This window comes from Sphingomonas sp. Leaf21, assembly GCF_916858675.1.
Lineage (GTDB): Bacteria > Pseudomonadota > Alphaproteobacteria > Sphingomonadales > Sphingomonadaceae > Sphingomonas.
Genome location: NZ_CAKASM010000003.1, coordinates 148,681 through 164,586, shown reverse-complemented (window position 1 = coordinate 164,586; position 15,906 = coordinate 148,681). Strand labels below are relative to the sequence as shown.

14 protein-coding genes are annotated in these 15,906 nt (G+C 66.5%); 5 read left to right on the top strand and 9 right to left on the bottom strand.

Translation table 11 applies throughout. The annotated features are described in order from the left end of the window. Positions 1 to 2 precede the first annotated feature (2 nt). Both LRP66_RS04760 and LRP66_RS04755 read left to right on the top strand, forming a co-directional pair. A complete protein-coding gene (locus LRP66_RS04760) occupies positions 3 to 3,233 on the top strand; it encodes a multidrug efflux RND transporter permease subunit (protein ID WP_230481361.1) in 3,231 nt (1,076 codons plus the stop codon). Further along, positions 3,233 to 4,819 carry an efflux transporter outer membrane subunit gene (locus tag LRP66_RS04755; protein WP_443026658.1) on the top strand — a complete coding sequence of 529 codons (1,587 nt, stop codon included), beginning with the start codon at positions 3,233 to 3,235 and terminating at the stop codon, positions 4,817 to 4,819. Before LRP66_RS04760 ends, LRP66_RS04755 begins: the two co-directional genes overlap by 1 nt. Before the next feature lie 49 nt (positions 4,820 to 4,868). Here LRP66_RS04755 and LRP66_RS04750 read toward each other — a convergent pair whose 3' ends face one another. The 5 genes from LRP66_RS04750 to LRP66_RS04730 all read right to left on the bottom strand — a co-directional run bounded on the left by LRP66_RS04750 (position 4,869) and on the right by LRP66_RS04730 (position 7,328). Next, the gene (locus tag LRP66_RS04750) at positions 4,869 to 5,237 is read right to left on the bottom strand and encodes a phasin family protein (RefSeq protein WP_230481359.1); all 369 of its coding nucleotides are present in this window, start codon (positions 5,235 to 5,237) and stop codon (positions 4,869 to 4,871) included. 78 nt (positions 5,238 to 5,315) lie between these two features. Next, the gene (locus LRP66_RS04745) at positions 5,316 to 5,774 is read right to left on the bottom strand and encodes a hypothetical protein (RefSeq protein ID WP_230481358.1); all 459 of its coding nucleotides are present in this window, start codon (positions 5,772 to 5,774) and stop codon (positions 5,316 to 5,318) included. Next, the gene (locus LRP66_RS04740) at positions 5,771 to 6,268 is read right to left on the bottom strand and encodes a hypothetical protein (protein ID WP_230481357.1); all 498 of its coding nucleotides are present in this window, start codon (positions 6,266 to 6,268) and stop codon (positions 5,771 to 5,773) included. Before LRP66_RS04740 ends, LRP66_RS04745 begins: the two co-directional genes overlap by 4 nt. Positions 6,269 to 6,435: 167 nt before the next feature. Continuing rightward, positions 6,436 to 6,984, bottom strand: coding sequence for a helix-turn-helix domain-containing protein (locus LRP66_RS04735; protein ID WP_230481356.1), 549 nt, complete (start codon positions 6,982 to 6,984; stop codon positions 6,436 to 6,438). A 143-nt stretch (positions 6,985 to 7,127) separates the two neighbouring features. After that, positions 7,128 to 7,328, bottom strand: a complete 201-nt coding sequence (locus tag LRP66_RS04730) for a hypothetical protein (RefSeq protein ID WP_230481456.1) — start codon at positions 7,326 to 7,328, stop codon at positions 7,128 to 7,130. Positions 7,329 to 7,680: 352 nt separating this feature from the next. Between LRP66_RS04730 and acnA the strand changes: the two genes are divergently transcribed. Then, positions 7,681 to 10,368, top strand: a complete 2,688-nt coding sequence (acnA, locus tag LRP66_RS04725) for an aconitate hydratase AcnA (protein WP_230481355.1) — start codon at positions 7,681 to 7,683, stop codon at positions 10,366 to 10,368. Between the two features lie 129 nt (positions 10,369 to 10,497). Here the strand turns inward: acnA and LRP66_RS04720 are convergent, their stop codons facing one another. From LRP66_RS04720 to LRP66_RS04710, 3 genes are all read right to left on the bottom strand, one after another. Further along, complete coding sequence (locus LRP66_RS04720; protein ID WP_230481354.1) at positions 10,498 to 11,010, bottom strand: hypothetical protein; 513 nt, start codon at positions 11,008 to 11,010, stop codon at positions 10,498 to 10,500. An 88-nt stretch (positions 11,011 to 11,098) separates the two neighbouring features. Beyond that, positions 11,099 to 11,797, bottom strand: a complete 699-nt coding sequence (locus tag LRP66_RS04715) for a hypothetical protein (protein WP_230481353.1) — start codon at positions 11,795 to 11,797, stop codon at positions 11,099 to 11,101. Beyond that, entirely contained in the window at positions 11,794 to 13,023 is a 1,230-nt protein-coding gene (locus LRP66_RS04710; protein ID WP_230481352.1) for a TIGR04063 family PEP-CTERM/XrtA system glycosyltransferase, read from the bottom strand. Before LRP66_RS04710 ends, LRP66_RS04715 begins: the two co-directional genes overlap by 4 nt. A gap of 96 nt (positions 13,024 to 13,119) precedes the next feature. Here LRP66_RS04710 and LRP66_RS04705 point away from each other — a divergent pair, with 96 nt between their 5' ends. Then, complete coding sequence (locus LRP66_RS04705) at positions 13,120 to 13,272, top strand: hypothetical protein (protein WP_230481351.1); 153 nt, start codon at positions 13,120 to 13,122, stop codon at positions 13,270 to 13,272. Then, entirely contained in the window at positions 13,265 to 14,644 is a 1,380-nt protein-coding gene (locus LRP66_RS04700; RefSeq protein WP_230481350.1) for a putative O-glycosylation ligase, exosortase A system-associated, read from the top strand. The genes LRP66_RS04705 and LRP66_RS04700 overlap by 8 nt, the downstream gene beginning before the upstream one ends. On the opposite strand, the gene LRP66_RS04695 is transcribed toward LRP66_RS04700, so the two are convergent. Next, positions 14,619 to 15,545 (bottom strand): right-handed parallel beta-helix repeat-containing protein, encoded by a 927-nt coding sequence (locus tag LRP66_RS04695; protein ID WP_230481349.1) that lies wholly within the window; start codon positions 15,543 to 15,545, stop codon positions 14,619 to 14,621. The genes LRP66_RS04700 and LRP66_RS04695 overlap by 26 nt on opposite strands. Positions 15,546 to 15,906 lie beyond the last annotated feature (361 nt).

Here is a 15,906-nt window from a genome sequence, read left to right as displayed (position 1 = left end):
ACATGCTCAGCCGCATCTTCATCGATCGCCCCATCTTCGCATGGGTTCTTGCCATCATCGTCATGCTGGCGGGCGTCGGCGCGATCCTGGGCCTGCCCATCGCGCAATACCCCGACGTCGCCCCGCCCCAGGTCTCGATCCGCGCCACCTTCCCCGGCGCGTCGGCGCAGACGCTCCAGAATTCGGTCACGCAGGTCATCGAACAGCAGCTGACCGGCATCGACGGCCTGCTCTATTTCCAGTCCTCCTCGTCCAGCCGTGGCTCGGTGACGATCACCGCGACCTTCGCCAAGGGCACCGATCCCGACATCGCACAGGTGCAGGTCCAGAATCAGGTCCAGCAGTCGGTCGCGCGCCTGCCGCAGCAGGTGCAGCAACAGGGTCTGGTCGTCCGCAAGTCGAACCCCGACTTCCTGTTGATCGCGGGCGTCTATGACGAGACGAACCGGATGACGAACCAGGACGTCTCCGACTATCTCGTCTCCAACCTCCAGGATCCGCTGGGCCGTATCCAGGGCGTGGGCGACACCAACGTCTTCGGTTCGCAATATGCGATGCGCATCTGGCTCAACCCGGAACGGCTCGCCTCCTATTCGCTGATGCCCTCGGACATCGTCACCGCGATCCAGAACCAGAATACCGAGGTCGCGGCGGGCGAAATCGGCGGCACGCCGTCGGCGAGCACGCAGATGCTCAACGCCACCGTCACGTCGCAGTCGCGGCTCCAGACACCCGAACAGTTCCGTGAGATCATCGTCAAGACGCTCAACAACGGTGCGACGGTCAAGCTGTCCGACGTGGCGCGGATCGAGCTGGGCGCGGAAAGCTATGCCGCGGTCAGCCGGATCAACCAGCATCCGGGCGCGGGTATCGCGGTCCTGATGGCGCCGGGTGCCGACGCGCTGAAGACCGCCGAGCTGGTGAAGGCGGAGATCAGCAGCGTCGCCAAGACCTTCCCGCCGGGCCTTAAGATCGCCTATGCCAACGACACGACGGCGTTCATCAAGCTGTCGATCGACGAGGTGGTCAAGACGCTGATCGAGGCGATCATCCTGGTCGTGATCGTCATGTTCGTCTTCCTGCAAAGCTGGCGCGCGACGCTGATCCCGACGATCGCGGTGCCGGTCGTGCTGCTGGGCACCTTCGCCATCTTCTATCTGGCGGGCTTCTCGATCAACACGCTGACCCTGTTCGGACTGGTGCTGGCGATCGGCCTTCTGGTCGACGACGCGATCGTCGTCGTCGAGAATGTCGAGCGCCTGCTCGAGGAAAATCCCGACATGACTCCGCGTGACGCCACGATCGAGTCGATGAACGAGATCACCGTCGCACTCATCGCGATCGCGCTCGTCCTGTCGGCGGTGTTCCTGCCGATGGCGTTCTTCGGCGGATCGACCGGCGTCATCTATCGCCAGTTCTCGATCACCATCGTCTCGGCGATGATCCTGTCGGTCGCCGTCGCGATCATCCTCAGCCCCGCCCTGACCGCCAGCCTCCTCAAGCAGAAGGCCAAGGAACATGAGGAAGGCGCATGGCTCGATCGCAAATTTCCGCGCGTGGCCCATGGGTTGCAGCGCGCGAAGGACGGCTTCAACCGCCGCTTCGACTGGACGGTCGAGAAATACGTCTCGGCGGTACGGACCGTGGTCGACCGCAAATGGCTGTTCCTGCTGATCTATGCGGGCGTGGTCGCGTTGCTCGCGGTACTGTTCCTGCGCCTGCCCACCGGCTTCCTGCCGACCGAGGACCAGGGTTCGGCACTGATCCAGTTCCGCCTGCCCGCCGGTGCGACGCAGGGCCGGACGATGGAAATCCAGAAGCGGGTCGAGGATTATTTCGCCCAGCATGAAGGCAAGAACGTCTCGGTGCTGTTCTCGGTCGCCGGTGGCGGCGGCGGCGGCACCAGCGGTCAGAATACCGGCCAGGGCTTCATCAACTTCGTCGACTGGAAGGACCGCAAGGGCAAGGAAAACGGCGCCGACGCGATCACCGGTCGCGCCTCCGCCGCGTTCCGGGGACTGCGCGACGCGCAGGTCTTCGCGCTCGTACCCCCCGCGATCCGGGGTCTCGGCCAGTCGGACGGCTTCACCATGGAGCTGCAGAACATCTCGGGCATGCCGCTCGAAAAGTTCGAGGCGATCCGCGACCAGTTGCTCGCCAAGGCCAATGCCGACCCCAAGCTGTCCTCGGTCCGCCTGACCGAGTTGCCCGACATCGCCACGCTGCGCGTCGATCTCGACCAGCAGAAGCTGTCGGCGCTGGGGCTGACACAGCAACAGGTGAACTCGACCCTGTCGACCGCCTGGGGTGGCCAGTACGTCAACGACTTCATCGACCGTGGCCGCGTCAAGCGCGTCTTCGTCCAGGGCGACGCGCCGTATCGCGCCGAGCCCGAAGACCTCAAGCAATGGTTCGTGCGCGGGTCGAGCGGCCAGATGGCGCCCTTCTCGTCCTTCTCGACGATCAACTGGGGCGTCGCGCCGACGACGCTGTCGCGCTTCAACGGCATCACCTCCTATGAATTCCAGGGGTCGGCCGCGCCGGGCTACAGCTCGGGCGACGCGATGCAGCGCATGACCGAGCTGGCGGCGGAAATCCCCGGCACCTCGATCGCCTGGGCGGGTCTGTCCTATCAGGAGCGGCTGTCGGGCGGACAGGCGCCGGTGCTGTACGGCCTGTCGATCCTGGTCGTGTTCCTGTGCCTGGCCGCACTTTATGAAAGCTGGTCGATCCCGTTCGCGGTGCTGCTGATCATCCCGCTCGGCCTGATCGGCGCGGTGGCGTTCGTGACGCTGCGCGGGCTGACCAACGACGTCTATCTGCAGATCGGGCTGCTCACGACCATGGGGCTGGCGGCGAAGAACGCCATCCTGATGATCGAGTTCGCGGAACAGGCGGAGAAACAGGGCAAGCGCGTCATCGACGCCGCGCTGGAGGCGGCCAAGATCCGTCTGCGGCCGATCCTGATGACCAGCTTCGCCTTCATCTTCGGCGTGCTGCCGCTCGCCATCTCGACCGGCGCGGGCGCGAACAGCCGTATCGCGATCGGCACCGCGGTGATCGGCGGCATGTTGACCGCGACGGTGCTGGCGATCTTCTACATCCCGCTGTTCTTCGTGCTCGTCCGCCGGTCGGTCCGCAACGGGCTGGCGCGGTTGCGTGGCAAGCCGATGAGCGAACATGGCGCGGGGCATCGTCCGACGCCCGACGTGCCCGAGGCGGAGAAGGCATGATGCGTATCCCGTCTCCCCTGCCCGCCTTGCTGCTGGCCGCGACCGCGCTTTCCGGCTGTTCGCTCGCCCCCAAATATGAGCGGCCGGCGACGCCGGTGCCGACCTCCTGGCCGGTCGGCGACGCCTATCTCCGCCAGTCGGAGGCGGCATTGCCGACGGTGCGCTATACCGACGTGTTCCGCGACGCCCGGCTGCAACGGTTGATCGTGCAGGCGCTGTCCAACAACCGCGACCTGCGCATCGCCGCCGCCAATATCGCCTCCACCCGCGCGCAATACCGGATCCAGCGCGGCAGCCTGTTCCCGCAGATCGATGCGACCGGGCGCTACAGCTATACCGATCGCGGCTCGGGCGGCGCGGCCAGCCAGGCGGTCGGCAATGGCGGGACCGGAACCGGGACCGGCGGCGTCGGGACCGGCACGGGCGGGACGGGAACGGGCACTGGCACCGGTACGGGCGGCGTCGGCACGGGGACCGGCAACACCGGCGGCACGATCGTGACCAGCTCGAACAGCGGCAGCGCCTGGTCGGTCAACCTGGGCACCACGGCGTTCGAACTCGACCTGTTCGGGCGCATCCGCTCGCTGACCGGCGCGGCGCTCGACCGCTATTTCGCGACCGAGGCGGCGGCACGGGCGACCCGGCTGACGCTGGTCGGCGACATCGCGGATGCATGGCTGAATTACGGGGCGGACCAGAGCCTTCTGGTCATCGCGCAACAGACCGCGGCCAGTGCCGAGCGAAGCGTTACCCTCACCCGCGCGCGGCTGAACGGCGGGATCGCGCCGCGTACCGATGTGCGGCAGGCCGAACAGATATTGGCGACGGCACAGGCCGATCTGGCGCAGCAGAAGACCCTCGTCGCGCAGGACATCAACGCGCTGCAACTGCTGGTCGGCGCGCCGATCGACCCCAGCCTGTTGCCGCGTTCGATCGAAGAGGCATCGCCGACGATCGCCGCGCTCCCCGCGGGTCTCGATTCCGGCATCCTGCTCCGCCGTCCCGACGTGGTGCAGGCGGAATATCTGCTCCGCGCCACCAATGGACAGATCGGCGCGGCGCGCGCGGCACTGTTCCCGCGCATTTCGCTGACCGGGCTGGTCGGCTTCGCCAGCACCGCGCTGACCTCGCTCTTCTCGGGTGGCAGCTTCAACTATTCGGTGGCCCCCGCGATCAGCTATCCGATCTTTCAGGCGGGCGCGGGGATCGCCAATGTCCAATATTCGCAGGCCCAGCGCGATGCCGCGCTGGCGACCTATGAAAAGGCGATCCAGACCGCGTTCCAGGAAACCGCCGATGCGCTGGCTCGCCAGGGTACGATCGCGGACCAGCTCGGGGCCAATCGCCGCTTCCTGAACGCCGCGACCGATACCTATCGACTGACCGATGCGAGCTATCGCGGTGGGATCACGCCGTTCCTCAATACGCTGGATGCACAGCGCTCGCTCTATTCGGCGCAGCGGACGGTGATCGCCACCCAGTTGGTCGATGCGAGCAACCGGGTGTCGCTCTACCGCGCGCTGGGTGGAGACTCGCTGCTCGACGCCACGCCCAACGGCCCGGTCGCGGCCACACCGGGCCAATGAAGTCTGCCGCTCGTTTCCCTATCGGGAGGAACGAGCGGCGGGTTTCGGGTCAGTCCTGCTTCGGCCCGCGCGCCGCGCCGATCGCGTCGCGCCCGAACTGCGCGATCAGCTCGCCGATCTCCCGTGCCTGCGACATGGAGCGATTGCCCTGCTCGCGAAGGAATTCGGTCTGGATCCGCATCACGTCGGACAGGTCGCTCGCGGCCGCCGCCGCACGCATCGCGGCAAAGGCCTCACGCGTGTTGGTTTCCGCCTGATCCAGCATCTTGAGCGTCACCGCCGAGCCACCCTCGGCCATTTTCTGCCCGGACGCCTTCATCGCTTCGCCCGCGCCCTTCATCCGGTCGGTGAAGGCGCCCGCCCCCATATCGCCACCGATCGCACCCGCACCGCCGCCATTTCCGAATTCTTCGGCCATGTCATGATCTCCTTGCCCGTTACCCGTCCGGATTGAACCCTTGGGCGCGCCGGGAGTTGCACGGCCTCCCGGCCGGGCTCACAGCCGCTCGAAATAGCCCCGCAGGATCGCCTCGCCCTTGGTGGTGGCACACAGCATCCCGTCGCCGGTGCGCTCCACCCAACCGCGCATGATCAACAGGCGGATCCAGCGCGCACCGACCGAGCCGTCGATCGACACGCCAGCCGCCTCCAGCGCCGCCGCGTCGTCCCGCGGCGGATCGGCGACGAACACCGCCAGCATGATCTCCCAGGCGGGATCGCCGAACAGATCGCCATCCTCCCCCGCCATCGCCCGCACGTCGCGCCGATGTCGCAGGATCATCGCGGCGCATTCGCGCGACGTCGGTACGCGCGGCGGTCGCGGGACGGGCACGCCGCCCGCCTCGCCCGAGATCGCCTGGATGCGTGCCTGGACGTCGGTCATGATGCTCGAGAATTCGGCGAAGCTCGCGCGATCCTCTTCGGGCCAGTGGAGCAGGCGAAGATCAGACATCATGATGAACGCTCCCTCGCGCCGCCCCACGACCGGGCCCAGTCGGGATCGCGCCCATATAAGGCCAGCCGCCGCCGATGCCGCATCACCCCCAGGGCCAGGATCAGGATCATCGGATAGGCCAGCTTCCCCGCCGCCGCCGCGTACATCCACGGCATCAGGTCGCTATCGAGCCCACGCACCCCGTGGATACCCAGCGCCAGAAGGTGCAGCGCGGCCAGCCACACTGGCCAGAACCGGTTCGCCCGCATCGCCACGACGATCAGCCCGATCATCAGCGTCAGGTCGATGCCCAGCGTCAGCATGTCCACCGACCGGAAGCTGGTCGACGGATCGAACGGCACGAGCCAGGTCGCCAGCGACGCGGCGAGCAGCATGACCGCGATCCATCGTTCCGGTCGTCCGCCGAGCAGCAGCGCATACAGGCAGACCGCGCCCTGCACGATATTGAAGACGAGGATATGGATCACGACGCGCACCGCCGTGGAGAAGGACAAGCGGTCATCGCGCCGGAAGGCCCGTCAGACCGCAACACGAACCGATGCCGCCTGCGCCATGGAGCGTGACCGCCGCCTCACCCGAACCCCCGTCATCGCGCCTTCCCCCCGTTGCTGACGTAAACCTGCCGCACGATGCGGGTCGGCAGCCCCTTATCCGACGCCTCTTAACCGGCGAGGTGCGCGATCCGGCCGATCACTCGGGTCATCGCATCCAGTCCGATCGCCAGCATTCCAAAGCCGATGGCGAGCGCGATGGCGATGGTCGGAATCCATAGCAGTCGCTCGACCAGCGTCATGTCGTTGCGGCGCTGCCCGCGTCGCCGGAATGGCAGGGACAAGCGGGGCGATGCGTGGACATGGCCGTCCTGCACCGCCCCACCGACCGTACTCCCATCCGGTGCGGTCGGAACTGGCATAGCGGCGGTGTCCGAAACCAGCCCCGCAGAATCAGATATGATTTTATGCGGGGTGGATTTTTGTTCAATTGCAGCACCTTGGCTCGCGATACCCGCTTCGAACTCGGCCAGGGCCAGCGCCGCGTCACGCCGGTTGCGCGCGCCCAGCAATCGTACCGCTTCGGCGAGATACGTGTCGACCGTGGACTTACCCAGGCCCAGTTCGGCAGCGATTTCCTTGGAGCCCTTGAGTGCCTTGACGCCGTGAAGGCATTCGCGATGGCGGCGCGTGAGAAGGGCGAAACGTTCGGGCGTCATCTCGTTTTCCGGCCGCGCCGGAGGATCCGTACAGGCATGGATCCGCCCTAGCCGGGACGATGGGGCCTCGCCAAGCACTTCGATAGACGATCACCGCCGATCTGGCGGCAACGGAACCCGGTTAACGAGAGTCGATAAACGCCTCAGTTCCCTGGTTTGTGCGGCAGCCTTATTCCTTCGATCGAGTCGAGCGCGCGGAGCAGATCGTCGAACGCCGCGTCCTCCTCGACCGGGAAGGATCGGCGAAATCCCGAACCGAGCACGTCGAGATCGCGCTGGGTGAGCAGGCCGACGGCCACAATCTGGTCGGGGCGACGGGCGGATTTCGACTGGTCGTGCGTCATCGCCGCCACCCGGTCGCGGTGGACGCTCCGTTCCTTGCCCCGCTGGCCGCTCCGTGGCCCGGGCAGGGCGTGGGAAATCGTGAAACCATCAGGCCGCGCATTGTCCGAGCTCCAATCATCATGACTGAACCCGTTATTCGGCGTGCCTGTTCCACGCTTTTTCCACGCATTCGACCGGTGACCGGGACAGCCGGGGGCCGCACCGCGCTTTCCCGCCGCGACACCCTTCCCTCTGGCGCAACCCATTGCTAAGGCCGCGGGCGTCTACCGGATTTTTTCCCGGCGCGCCTGCTCGCGGCTGCATGCTGCCGTGTCCCCCGGGCGTGCTCGGCTCGACCAAGAAGGGACGCCCATGACTGCGATAGGCCAGGACAGCCTGAAGACCCGCTCGACGCTGAACGTCGATGGTAAGACCTATGATTATTTCAGCCTTTCCAAGGCTTCCGAGCAGCTCGGCGATATCAGCCGCCTGCCCTTCTCGATGAAGGTGCTGCTGGAGAACCTGCTGCGCTTCGAGGACGGCAAGACCGTCACGCGCGAGGATATCCAGGCGATCGTCGACTGGCAGAAGACCCAGCGTTCTGACCGCGAGATCCAGTATCGCCCGGCCCGCGTGCTGATGCAGGACTTCACCGGCGTTCCCTGCGTGGTCGATCTGGCCGCGATGCGCGACGCGATCACCAAGCTGGGCGGCGACGCGGCCAAGATCAATCCGCAGGTTCCCGTCCACCTCGTCATCGACCACTCGGTCATGGTCGACGAGTTCGGCACGCCGCAGGCGTTCGAGGACAATGTCGACCTCGAGTACCAGCGCAACATGGAGCGCTATGAGTTCCTCAAATGGGGCTCCAAGGCGCTCGACAATTTCTCGGTGGTTCCGCCGGGCACCGGCATCTGCCACCAGGTGAACCTGGAATATATCGGCCAGGCGATCTGGTCCTCGACCGAGACCGGCGACCATGCGCAGGGTTCGGCGGCGATCGCCTATCCGGACACGCTGGTCGGCACCGATAGCCACACGACGATGATCAACGGCCTGGGCGTGCTCGGCTGGGGCGTCGGCGGGATCGAGGCGGAAGCCGCGATGCTGGGCCAGCCCGTGTCGATGCTGATCCCGGAAGTCGTCGGCTTCAAGCTGACCGGCAAGCTGCAGGAAGGCATCACCGCCACCGACCTGGTGCTGACCATCACCCAGATGCTGCGCGCCAAGGGCGTGGTCGGCCGCTTCGTCGAGTTCTACGGCCCCGGCCTGTCGTCGCTGACGCTCGCCGACCGTGCGACGATCGCCAACATGGCGCCCGAGTACGGCGCGACCTGCGGCTTCTTCCCCGTCGACGACAAGACGCTCGACTATATGCGCCTGACCGCGCGTTCGGACGAGAATGTCGCGCTGGTCGAGGCTTATGCCAAGGCGAACGGCTTCTGGCGTCATGACGATGCCGCCGACCCCGTCTTCACCGACACGCTGGAACTCGACATGTCGACGGTCGTGCCGTCGCTGGCCGGTCCGAAGCGTCCGCAGGACAAGGTCGTGCTCACCGAGGTGGACGACGTGTTCAACGCCGACCTCGCCAAGGTCTATAAGAAGGACGCCCCCGCGCGCGTCTCGGTCGACGATCGTGGCCATGACATCGGCGACGGCGACGTCGTGATCGCCGCGATCACCAGCTGCACCAACACCTCGAACCCGAGCGTGCTGGTCGCCGCCGGCCTGGTCGCCCGCAAGGCGAACGCGCTGGGCCTGAAGCCCAAGCCCTGGGTCAAGACCTCGCTCGCCCCCGGTTCGCAGGTCGTGACCGATTACCTCGACAAGGCGGGCCTGACCGCCGATCTCGACGCGATCGGCTTCAACCTGGTCGGCTATGGCTGCACCACCTGCATCGGCAATTCGGGTCCGCTCGCCGAGCCGATCTCGAAGGCGATCAACGGCAACGACATCGTCGCCGCGAGCGTGTTGTCGGGCAACCGCAACTTCGAAGGCCGCGTGTCGCCCGACGTGCGCGCCAACTTCCTCGCCTCGCCGCCGCTGGTGGTGGCCTATGCGCTGAAGGGCACCGTCACGCAGGACATGCGTGAGACGCCGATCGGCCAGGGCAAGGACGGCCAGGACGTGTACCTGAAGGACATCTGGCCCTCGAACGAGGAAGTCCGTTCGCTGATGGATGCGAACATCGACGACGAGATGTTCCGCTCGCGCTACGGCAACGTCTATGCGGGCGACGCCAAGTGGTCGGCGATCGAAGTGACCGGCTCGGACACCTATGCGTGGCCCGCCGCTTCCACCTATGTCGCCAACCCGCCCTATTTCGAGGGCATGGAGATGACGCCGAAGCCCGTCACCGACATCATCGAGGCCAAGCCGCTCGCCATCCTGGGCGACTCGATCACCACCGACCACATCAGCCCGGCCGGTTCGATCAAGGCCGACAGCCCCGCAGGCATCTTCCTGCAGGAGCATCAGGTCGCCAAGAAGGACTTCAACTCCTATGGCGCGCGTCGTGGCAACCATGACGTGATGATGCGTGGCACCTTCGCCAATATCCGCATCAAGAACGAGATGGTGCCGGGCGTCGAAGGCGGCATGACCAAGTACGAAGGCGAAGTGATGCCGATCTATGACGCAGCGATGCGTCACAAGGCCGATGGCACGCCGCTCGTCATCGTCGCGGGCAAGGAATATGGCACCGGCTCGTCGCGCGACTGGGCGGCGAAGGGCACCAACCTGCTCGGCGTGCGCGCGGTCATCACCGAGAGCTTCGAGCGTATCCACCGTTCGAACCTGGTCGGCATGGGCGTCCTGCCGCTGCAGTTCGCGGATGGCGTGACCCGCGAGACGCTGAAGCTGGACGGCTCGGAGAGCTTCACCATCCAGAACGTCGCTGGCCTGCGCCCGCGTCAGGATGTCGAAGTGATCCTGGCGCGCAAGGACGGCTCGACCGAGACCTTCCTGACCAAGTGCCGCATCGATACCGTCAACGAGCTGGAATATTTCCTGAACGGCGGCATCCTGCAATACGTGCTGCGCAACCTGGCGGCATAACGGGTTCGCCCCTTATGATGCGGGAAGGCCCGTCCGGAGCGATCCGGGCGGGCCTTTTCTTCGTGTGGCCGGTGGAGGTCGAGAGCCTTTCCCCGCTCCCCTCTATGAGGGGCGAGGGAAGAAGGGCGGCTAATCGACGACCTTCTGCGCCTCGACGATCCGCGCGTCGCTGCCCAGGGTATAGAGATACGCCTTTCGCGCCTCCGACCCCGGCCGGAGGCGCTTGAGCGCCCGCTCCTGCTCGCGCGTCAGCGCGAAGCGGGTGTAGCCCGTTCGTATCAGGCACCCGTCCACCTCCGCCTGGAGTTGGGACTGTAACGCGTCGACATGCTGGTCCGGTCGGTACATGCGCCGCAGCCTCACCTGCCGCTCGCTCTTGTCGAACGCCGTTTCGTTCGGATCGATTGCGGGCATGTTGTTCTCGCGCTCGAGCACCTCGAAGCCGCGGATATATTTCCTGGCCTCGTCATCCCCGGCCACGTCGCGCCCGGCGGCCTTCAACATGCAGGCGCGGCTACCCCCTTCGAACAGCGCGCGGGTCGATCCGGGCTTGCCCCAGCTATAGGTCGGTGTCGATCGTGCCGGTGCGCCCGTCGCGGCCAGTGCAGCGACCGCCAGGCCAAGGGGAATGGAACGCAGCATTCTGATCCTCCCGCCGCTGGCCGCGAGGGAATCGCCGCGATCCAGTCATTTGTCGGACGGGGACGATAGACCGGCCGGGCGGCCGATCTCAATGCGAACGTTGCGCCTTGCGCAGCGCGGTTTCGCGCTCGAGTCGCTCGAGCATCTTCTCGATCGACTCCTCCGCCCGCTCGGGCAGTGGCAGGGACGCGCCCGGCTCGGTCCGCTCGGGCTCGCGCATCGACGGGATGGGCATGGGCTCGGCGGTCACCGGCCCATCGGCCAGCGGTGCAGGCGAGCGCACCGGCTCGCGTGGAACCGACAGGATCGCGTCGGGGTCATAGGCGGCCAGCGGCTGGTCGAGATCGGCGGGCAACGTCCGTTCGACGACCTCCTCATCGACCGGCGGTGGCGGCGCACCAAGCTCGGCGGCGTGAAGCGGTCGACGCGGCGGTGCATCGGGATGCCGGTCCGATCGCCGGACCGACGGCACATAATCCTCGTCACCCTCGCGTTCGACGGGGGCCTTGCGCGCCAGCAGGCCCCCCGGCCCCCAGAGCAGATAGACCAGCGCCCAGCTTACGCCGCCCGCGCCGATCCCGGCGGCGAGCGCGAGCAGCAGCCGCGCCTTGGTCCCCAACGGCGGCTGCGCGGCGGACAGGATATCCCCCAGGCTCAGTTGCGCCACCAGCATCTCCAGCCGCCAGCCAGGTGCGACCAGGACCAGAAAGGCCAGGATGACGCCGAACGCCCCGCCGACCAGGGCGGGTGCGAAGCGATGCGAAGAGGGCGTGGCGGTGAAGGTCATAGGCTTTTCGTCGAAGCCCCCTGTAATAGCCGCTGGTAAACAGGTTCGTAACGGCGAATGTTGGACGCCCAATCGCGTTCCTTTTCCACGAATTCCCGGCCAGCGACCCGCCGGGCGTCCCAAATCGGGCGGTCTGCCAGCAGGGTCGACAGCGCATCGGCCAGCGCATCCGGGTCGTCGGGGGGGAACAGCGTGCCCGTCTCTCCGTCACGAATCAGCTCGCGATGCCCGCCCACATCCGACGCCGCGACGAGTCGCCGCTGCGCCATCGCCTCGAGCGGCTTGAGCGGGGTGACCAGATCGGTCAGCCGCATCCTCTTGCGCGGATAGGCCAGGACATCGACCAGGCCGTAATAGCGTTCGACCTCCTGATGCGGCACGCGGCCGACGAAGCGGATCGCATCCGCAACCGGCGATGCCTCGGCCTGCGCACGGAGCGCCGCCTCCATCGGACCGCCGCCGACCAGCAACAGCCGCGCCTTGGGACGCGCCGCCACGAGCCGGGGCATCGCGGCGATCATATCGTCGAGCCCCTCATAATCGTAGAAGCTGCCGATGAAGCCGATCACCTCGGCGTCGACCAGCCCGCAGGACGCCGCCAGCGACTCGTCGCGCGGGGCGGGCGCTCCGAAGACCGTCAGGTCGACACCGTTGGGCGATACGATGATCTTGTCCGCCGCGATCCCCCGCGCGATCAGGTCGCCGCGAAGCCCTTCGCAAATGACGGCGACCGCGTCGGCCCGCGCGCAGGCCCAGCTCTCGATCGCGCGGGTGACGCGGTAACGTGCAGACCCCTCCCGGCCCGTGCCGTTGCCGTTGCCGACCGCCGCATCCTCCCAGAAGGCACGGATCTCATAGACCAGCGGCAACCCCCGCCGCCGCGCCACCACCCATGCCGCCAGCGCATCGAGCACGGGCGAATGGGCGTGGAGAATGTCGGGCCGGAACGCCGTCACCGCCGCCTCGATCGCACGGACATGCGCCGCCAGCCCCCTGCCTTCCCCGAACAGGCCGGAGCGGACCGGACGTCCAGGGGAAACGGGGGTGCGATGGAAGGTCAGGCCGTCGACCGTCTCGACCGCTTCCGAAGCCGCCCCCTGGCGCGGGCCCGTCACCGAGGCGACGGTCATCCCCGCCGCCTCCTGTGCCTTCAAGATGGCTCGGGTGCGGAAGCTGTATCCGCTCTGCAGCGGCAGGCCATGGTCGAGGACGTGCAGGATGCGCATGACGATATGCCTGTCATGCCAGCCCTTAACGTCGCGTCAACCGACGGATAATAAGCCGTTCCCAACACTGGCGAACGGATGACGGAAAGACGGGCGATGATCGACAGCTTTGCCCTTCTGCTCACTCACAGCCTGATGCTGATCGCGGCATGGCGGCTGCTTGGTCGTCGCGACCTCGACCAGGAGGGCGACGACCGCGCGCCGCGTGGCGGGCGCCCACCCAAGGCGGGACGCCACCCCGATGCGTGACCTGTTCCTGATCGGCTTTCTGTTCAGCCTGTTCGGCATGGGGCTTCGCCGCCCCTTCCTGATGGTGCTGGTCTATATCTATATCGATATCGTCTCGCCCCAGCGGCTGACCTATTATCTGCTCAACGCCGTGCCGATCTCGCTGATCGCGGTGGTCGCGGCATTGGGCGGATGGCTGTTCGCCGACGACAAGCGCGACAGCCGGTTCACCGCGCGACAGGGCGCGATCCTGCTGCTGCTGATCTATTGCGCGATGACGACCTATTTCGGTGCGGACTTTCCGGTCGAGGCCAAGGACAAGTGGGACTGGGTGTGGAAGGCGCTGGCCTTCGCCGTGTTCCTGCCGCTGACCCTGCGGACGCGGTTGCGGATCGAGTCGCTGCTGCTCTTCATGATCCTGTCGCTCGCCTCGATCGTCATCGTCGGAGGGATCAAGACGCTGTTTTCCGGGGGCGGTTACGGCGAATTGAACCTGATGGTGAACAACAATACCGGCCTGTACGAAGGCAGCATCATCTCGGCGGTGGCGGTGGCGGCGATCCCGGTCATCCTGTGGCTGATGAAGCATGGAACCGTCTTTCCGGCCGACTGGCGGGTGCGCGCCTTCGGCTTCGGACTGATCTTCGCCTGCCTGTTGATCCCGGTCGGCACCTCGGCACGGACGGGCCTGTTGTGTATCGGACTGCTCGCGGTGCTGATGCTGCGCGACGTCAAGCGGCGCCTCCTCTATATCGGCGCGCTGGCGGCGGCGGGGGTCGCGGTCGTGCCGCTGCTACCCGCCTCCTATACGCAACGGATGAATACGATCCGCACCTATCAGGGCGACGAATCGGCCTCGACGCGTCTCGCGGTATGGCGATGGACGCTCGACTATGTCAGCTCCAACCCCTTTGGCGGCGGCTTCAACGCCTATCTCCAGAACAGCCTTCGCTATGACATCACCACGGTGCAGGGCTCCGCGCATGACAGCAAGGTGGAGCAGAAGGTCACCACCGACCATGCCCGCGCCTATCATTCCAGCTATTTCGAGATGCTGGGTGAGCAGGGCTGGCCGGGGCTGTTCCTGTGGCTGGGCATCAACATCGCCGGGCTGCTGCGGATGGAATCGCTTCGCCGTCGCTATCGCCAGCCTGACGATCCACTGCACTGGGGTGGGCAATTGGCGGGCGCGCTTCAGCATGCGCACATGATCTATCTGCTCGGCGGCGCCTTTGTCGGGATCGCGTTCAACCCCTTTCTCTACCAGTTGATGGCGGCGCAGATCGGGCTCGACACCTATCTGGCGCGGCGCACGCGCGAGGGGCGGCAAAAGGCGGCGGTCGGGCGTCAGCCGCTCCGCGCCGGGCTCACCATTTCCGCGCCGTCGGCGTGATCCCCGCACCCAGGATATTGCCCCGGATCACCAGCGGCTCGCCCGACCAGTTGCCGACGAAGACCGGCTTGAAATCCGCGCCCGGTGCCAGCCGCGCGCGATTATTCTCGACCACCAGTCCCGACGAATCGTTCTTCGCCCCCTCCGGCGCGACCGAGATCAGCGTCGAGTGATTGTCCTTGTCGCGGCCGAAGACGAATTCGTTGCCCGCGATCCGGCCCTTCGCGCCGTTGGACAGGTCGATCATATAATTGGTCGAGTGGCCGTGGCTGTCGTCGAAACTGCTGTCCAGCACCTCGACATAGGGCGCGCGGGTCTTGACGTAATGACCGCCCTGCCCGCGCTCGAAGCGGCAGGCCACGACCCTCAGGCTCTTGTAGCGGCCCAGATAAATGCCGTGCGCGCCGTTGCCGGTGGGATCGTTGCCAAGTCCCGAAAAGGTCGAGTGATCGACCGCCACCGTGCCGTTCGGATCCTCGGCGGACAGGATACCCGACTGGCTGTCGAGGAACATCGCATTGCTGACGGTCAGCGGGCCCTTCTCGATACGGATGCCCGCGCCGTTGCCGTCACCCACCTCGATATGGCTGAACACGATGCCGTCGACCTGCGCCCCGCGACCGCGCAGCACCAGCGCGGCTTTGCCCTCGCAGGCGATGCGGGTGAAGACGACCTTGCCCGGTTCGGCGGCGACATAGGCGATCCGCCCCGCCCCCTGCACCGCACATTCGCGATAGGTGCCGGGGGCGATGCGGATCGTCCCCTCACCATCTCCTATCGCCGTCACCGCCGCTTGCAGTGTCGGAAAGCCCCGCCCGGCGACGGTGAAGGGCTGCGCCGCCCCCTGCGCCAGCGCGACGCCGGAGGTCAGACCGATCAACAGCAGCGGGACGAGGCGCATCGACATATCCTGACATAACAAGCGGGCACCGCATCCTGCCACGCATGGCGCGGTGATGCGATGCCCGCGAATGTCCCGTGACGGGATGAAGCCTATTCCTCCCAAGCTCACTTGGGGAGGGGGACCGCTCGCGTCAGCGAGTGGTCATGGGGCGGATCGGTCGCCGACCTTTCCGTCTTCGCGGAAAGGCCCCTCCACCACGCCCTGCGGGCGCGGTCCCCCTCCCCATCGGAGATGGGGAGGATTGGGAAGTCACGCCTCTTCGCTGACGGCTACGATACCATTCCTCCCCAAGCTCGCTTGGGGAGGGGGACCGCTCGCGTCAGCGAGTGGTGGTGGGGCGGATCGGTCGCCAACCTTT

Bases quoted from the DNA above. Each gene is read 5' to 3' on its own strand.
- LRP66_RS04760 (WP_230481361.1), top strand. From the start codon at position 3: ATGCTCAGCCGCATCTTCATCGATCGCCCCATCTTCGCATGGGTTCTT.
- LRP66_RS04755 (WP_443026658.1), top strand. From the start codon at position 3,233: ATGCGTATCCCGTCTCCCCTGCCCGCCTTGCTGCTGGCCGCGACCGCG.
- LRP66_RS04750 (WP_230481359.1), bottom strand. From the start codon at position 5,237: ATGGCCGAAGAATTCGGAAATGGCGGCGGTGCGGGTGCGATCGGTGGC.
- LRP66_RS04745 (WP_230481358.1), bottom strand. From the start codon at position 5,774: ATGATGTCTGATCTTCGCCTGCTCCACTGGCCCGAAGAGGATCGCGCG.
- LRP66_RS04735 (WP_230481356.1), bottom strand. From the start codon at position 6,984: ATGACGCCCGAACGTTTCGCCCTTCTCACGCGCCGCCATCGCGAATGC.
- LRP66_RS04730 (WP_230481456.1), bottom strand. From the start codon at position 7,328: ATGACGCACGACCAGTCGAAATCCGCCCGTCGCCCCGACCAGATTGTG.
- acnA (WP_230481355.1), top strand. From the start codon at position 7,681: ATGACTGCGATAGGCCAGGACAGCCTGAAGACCCGCTCGACGCTGAAC.
- LRP66_RS04720 (WP_230481354.1), bottom strand. From the start codon at position 11,010: ATGCTGCGTTCCATTCCCCTTGGCCTGGCGGTCGCTGCACTGGCCGCG.
- LRP66_RS04715 (WP_230481353.1), bottom strand. From the start codon at position 11,797: ATGACCTTCACCGCCACGCCCTCTTCGCATCGCTTCGCACCCGCCCTG.
- LRP66_RS04710 (WP_230481352.1), bottom strand. From the start codon at position 13,023: ATGCGCATCCTGCACGTCCTCGACCATGGCCTGCCGCTGCAGAGCGGA.
- LRP66_RS04705 (WP_230481351.1), top strand. From the start codon at position 13,120: ATGATCGACAGCTTTGCCCTTCTGCTCACTCACAGCCTGATGCTGATC.
- LRP66_RS04700 (WP_230481350.1), top strand. From the start codon at position 13,265: ATGCGTGACCTGTTCCTGATCGGCTTTCTGTTCAGCCTGTTCGGCATG.
- LRP66_RS04695 (WP_230481349.1), bottom strand. From the start codon at position 15,545: ATGCGCCTCGTCCCGCTGCTGTTGATCGGTCTGACCTCCGGCGTCGCG.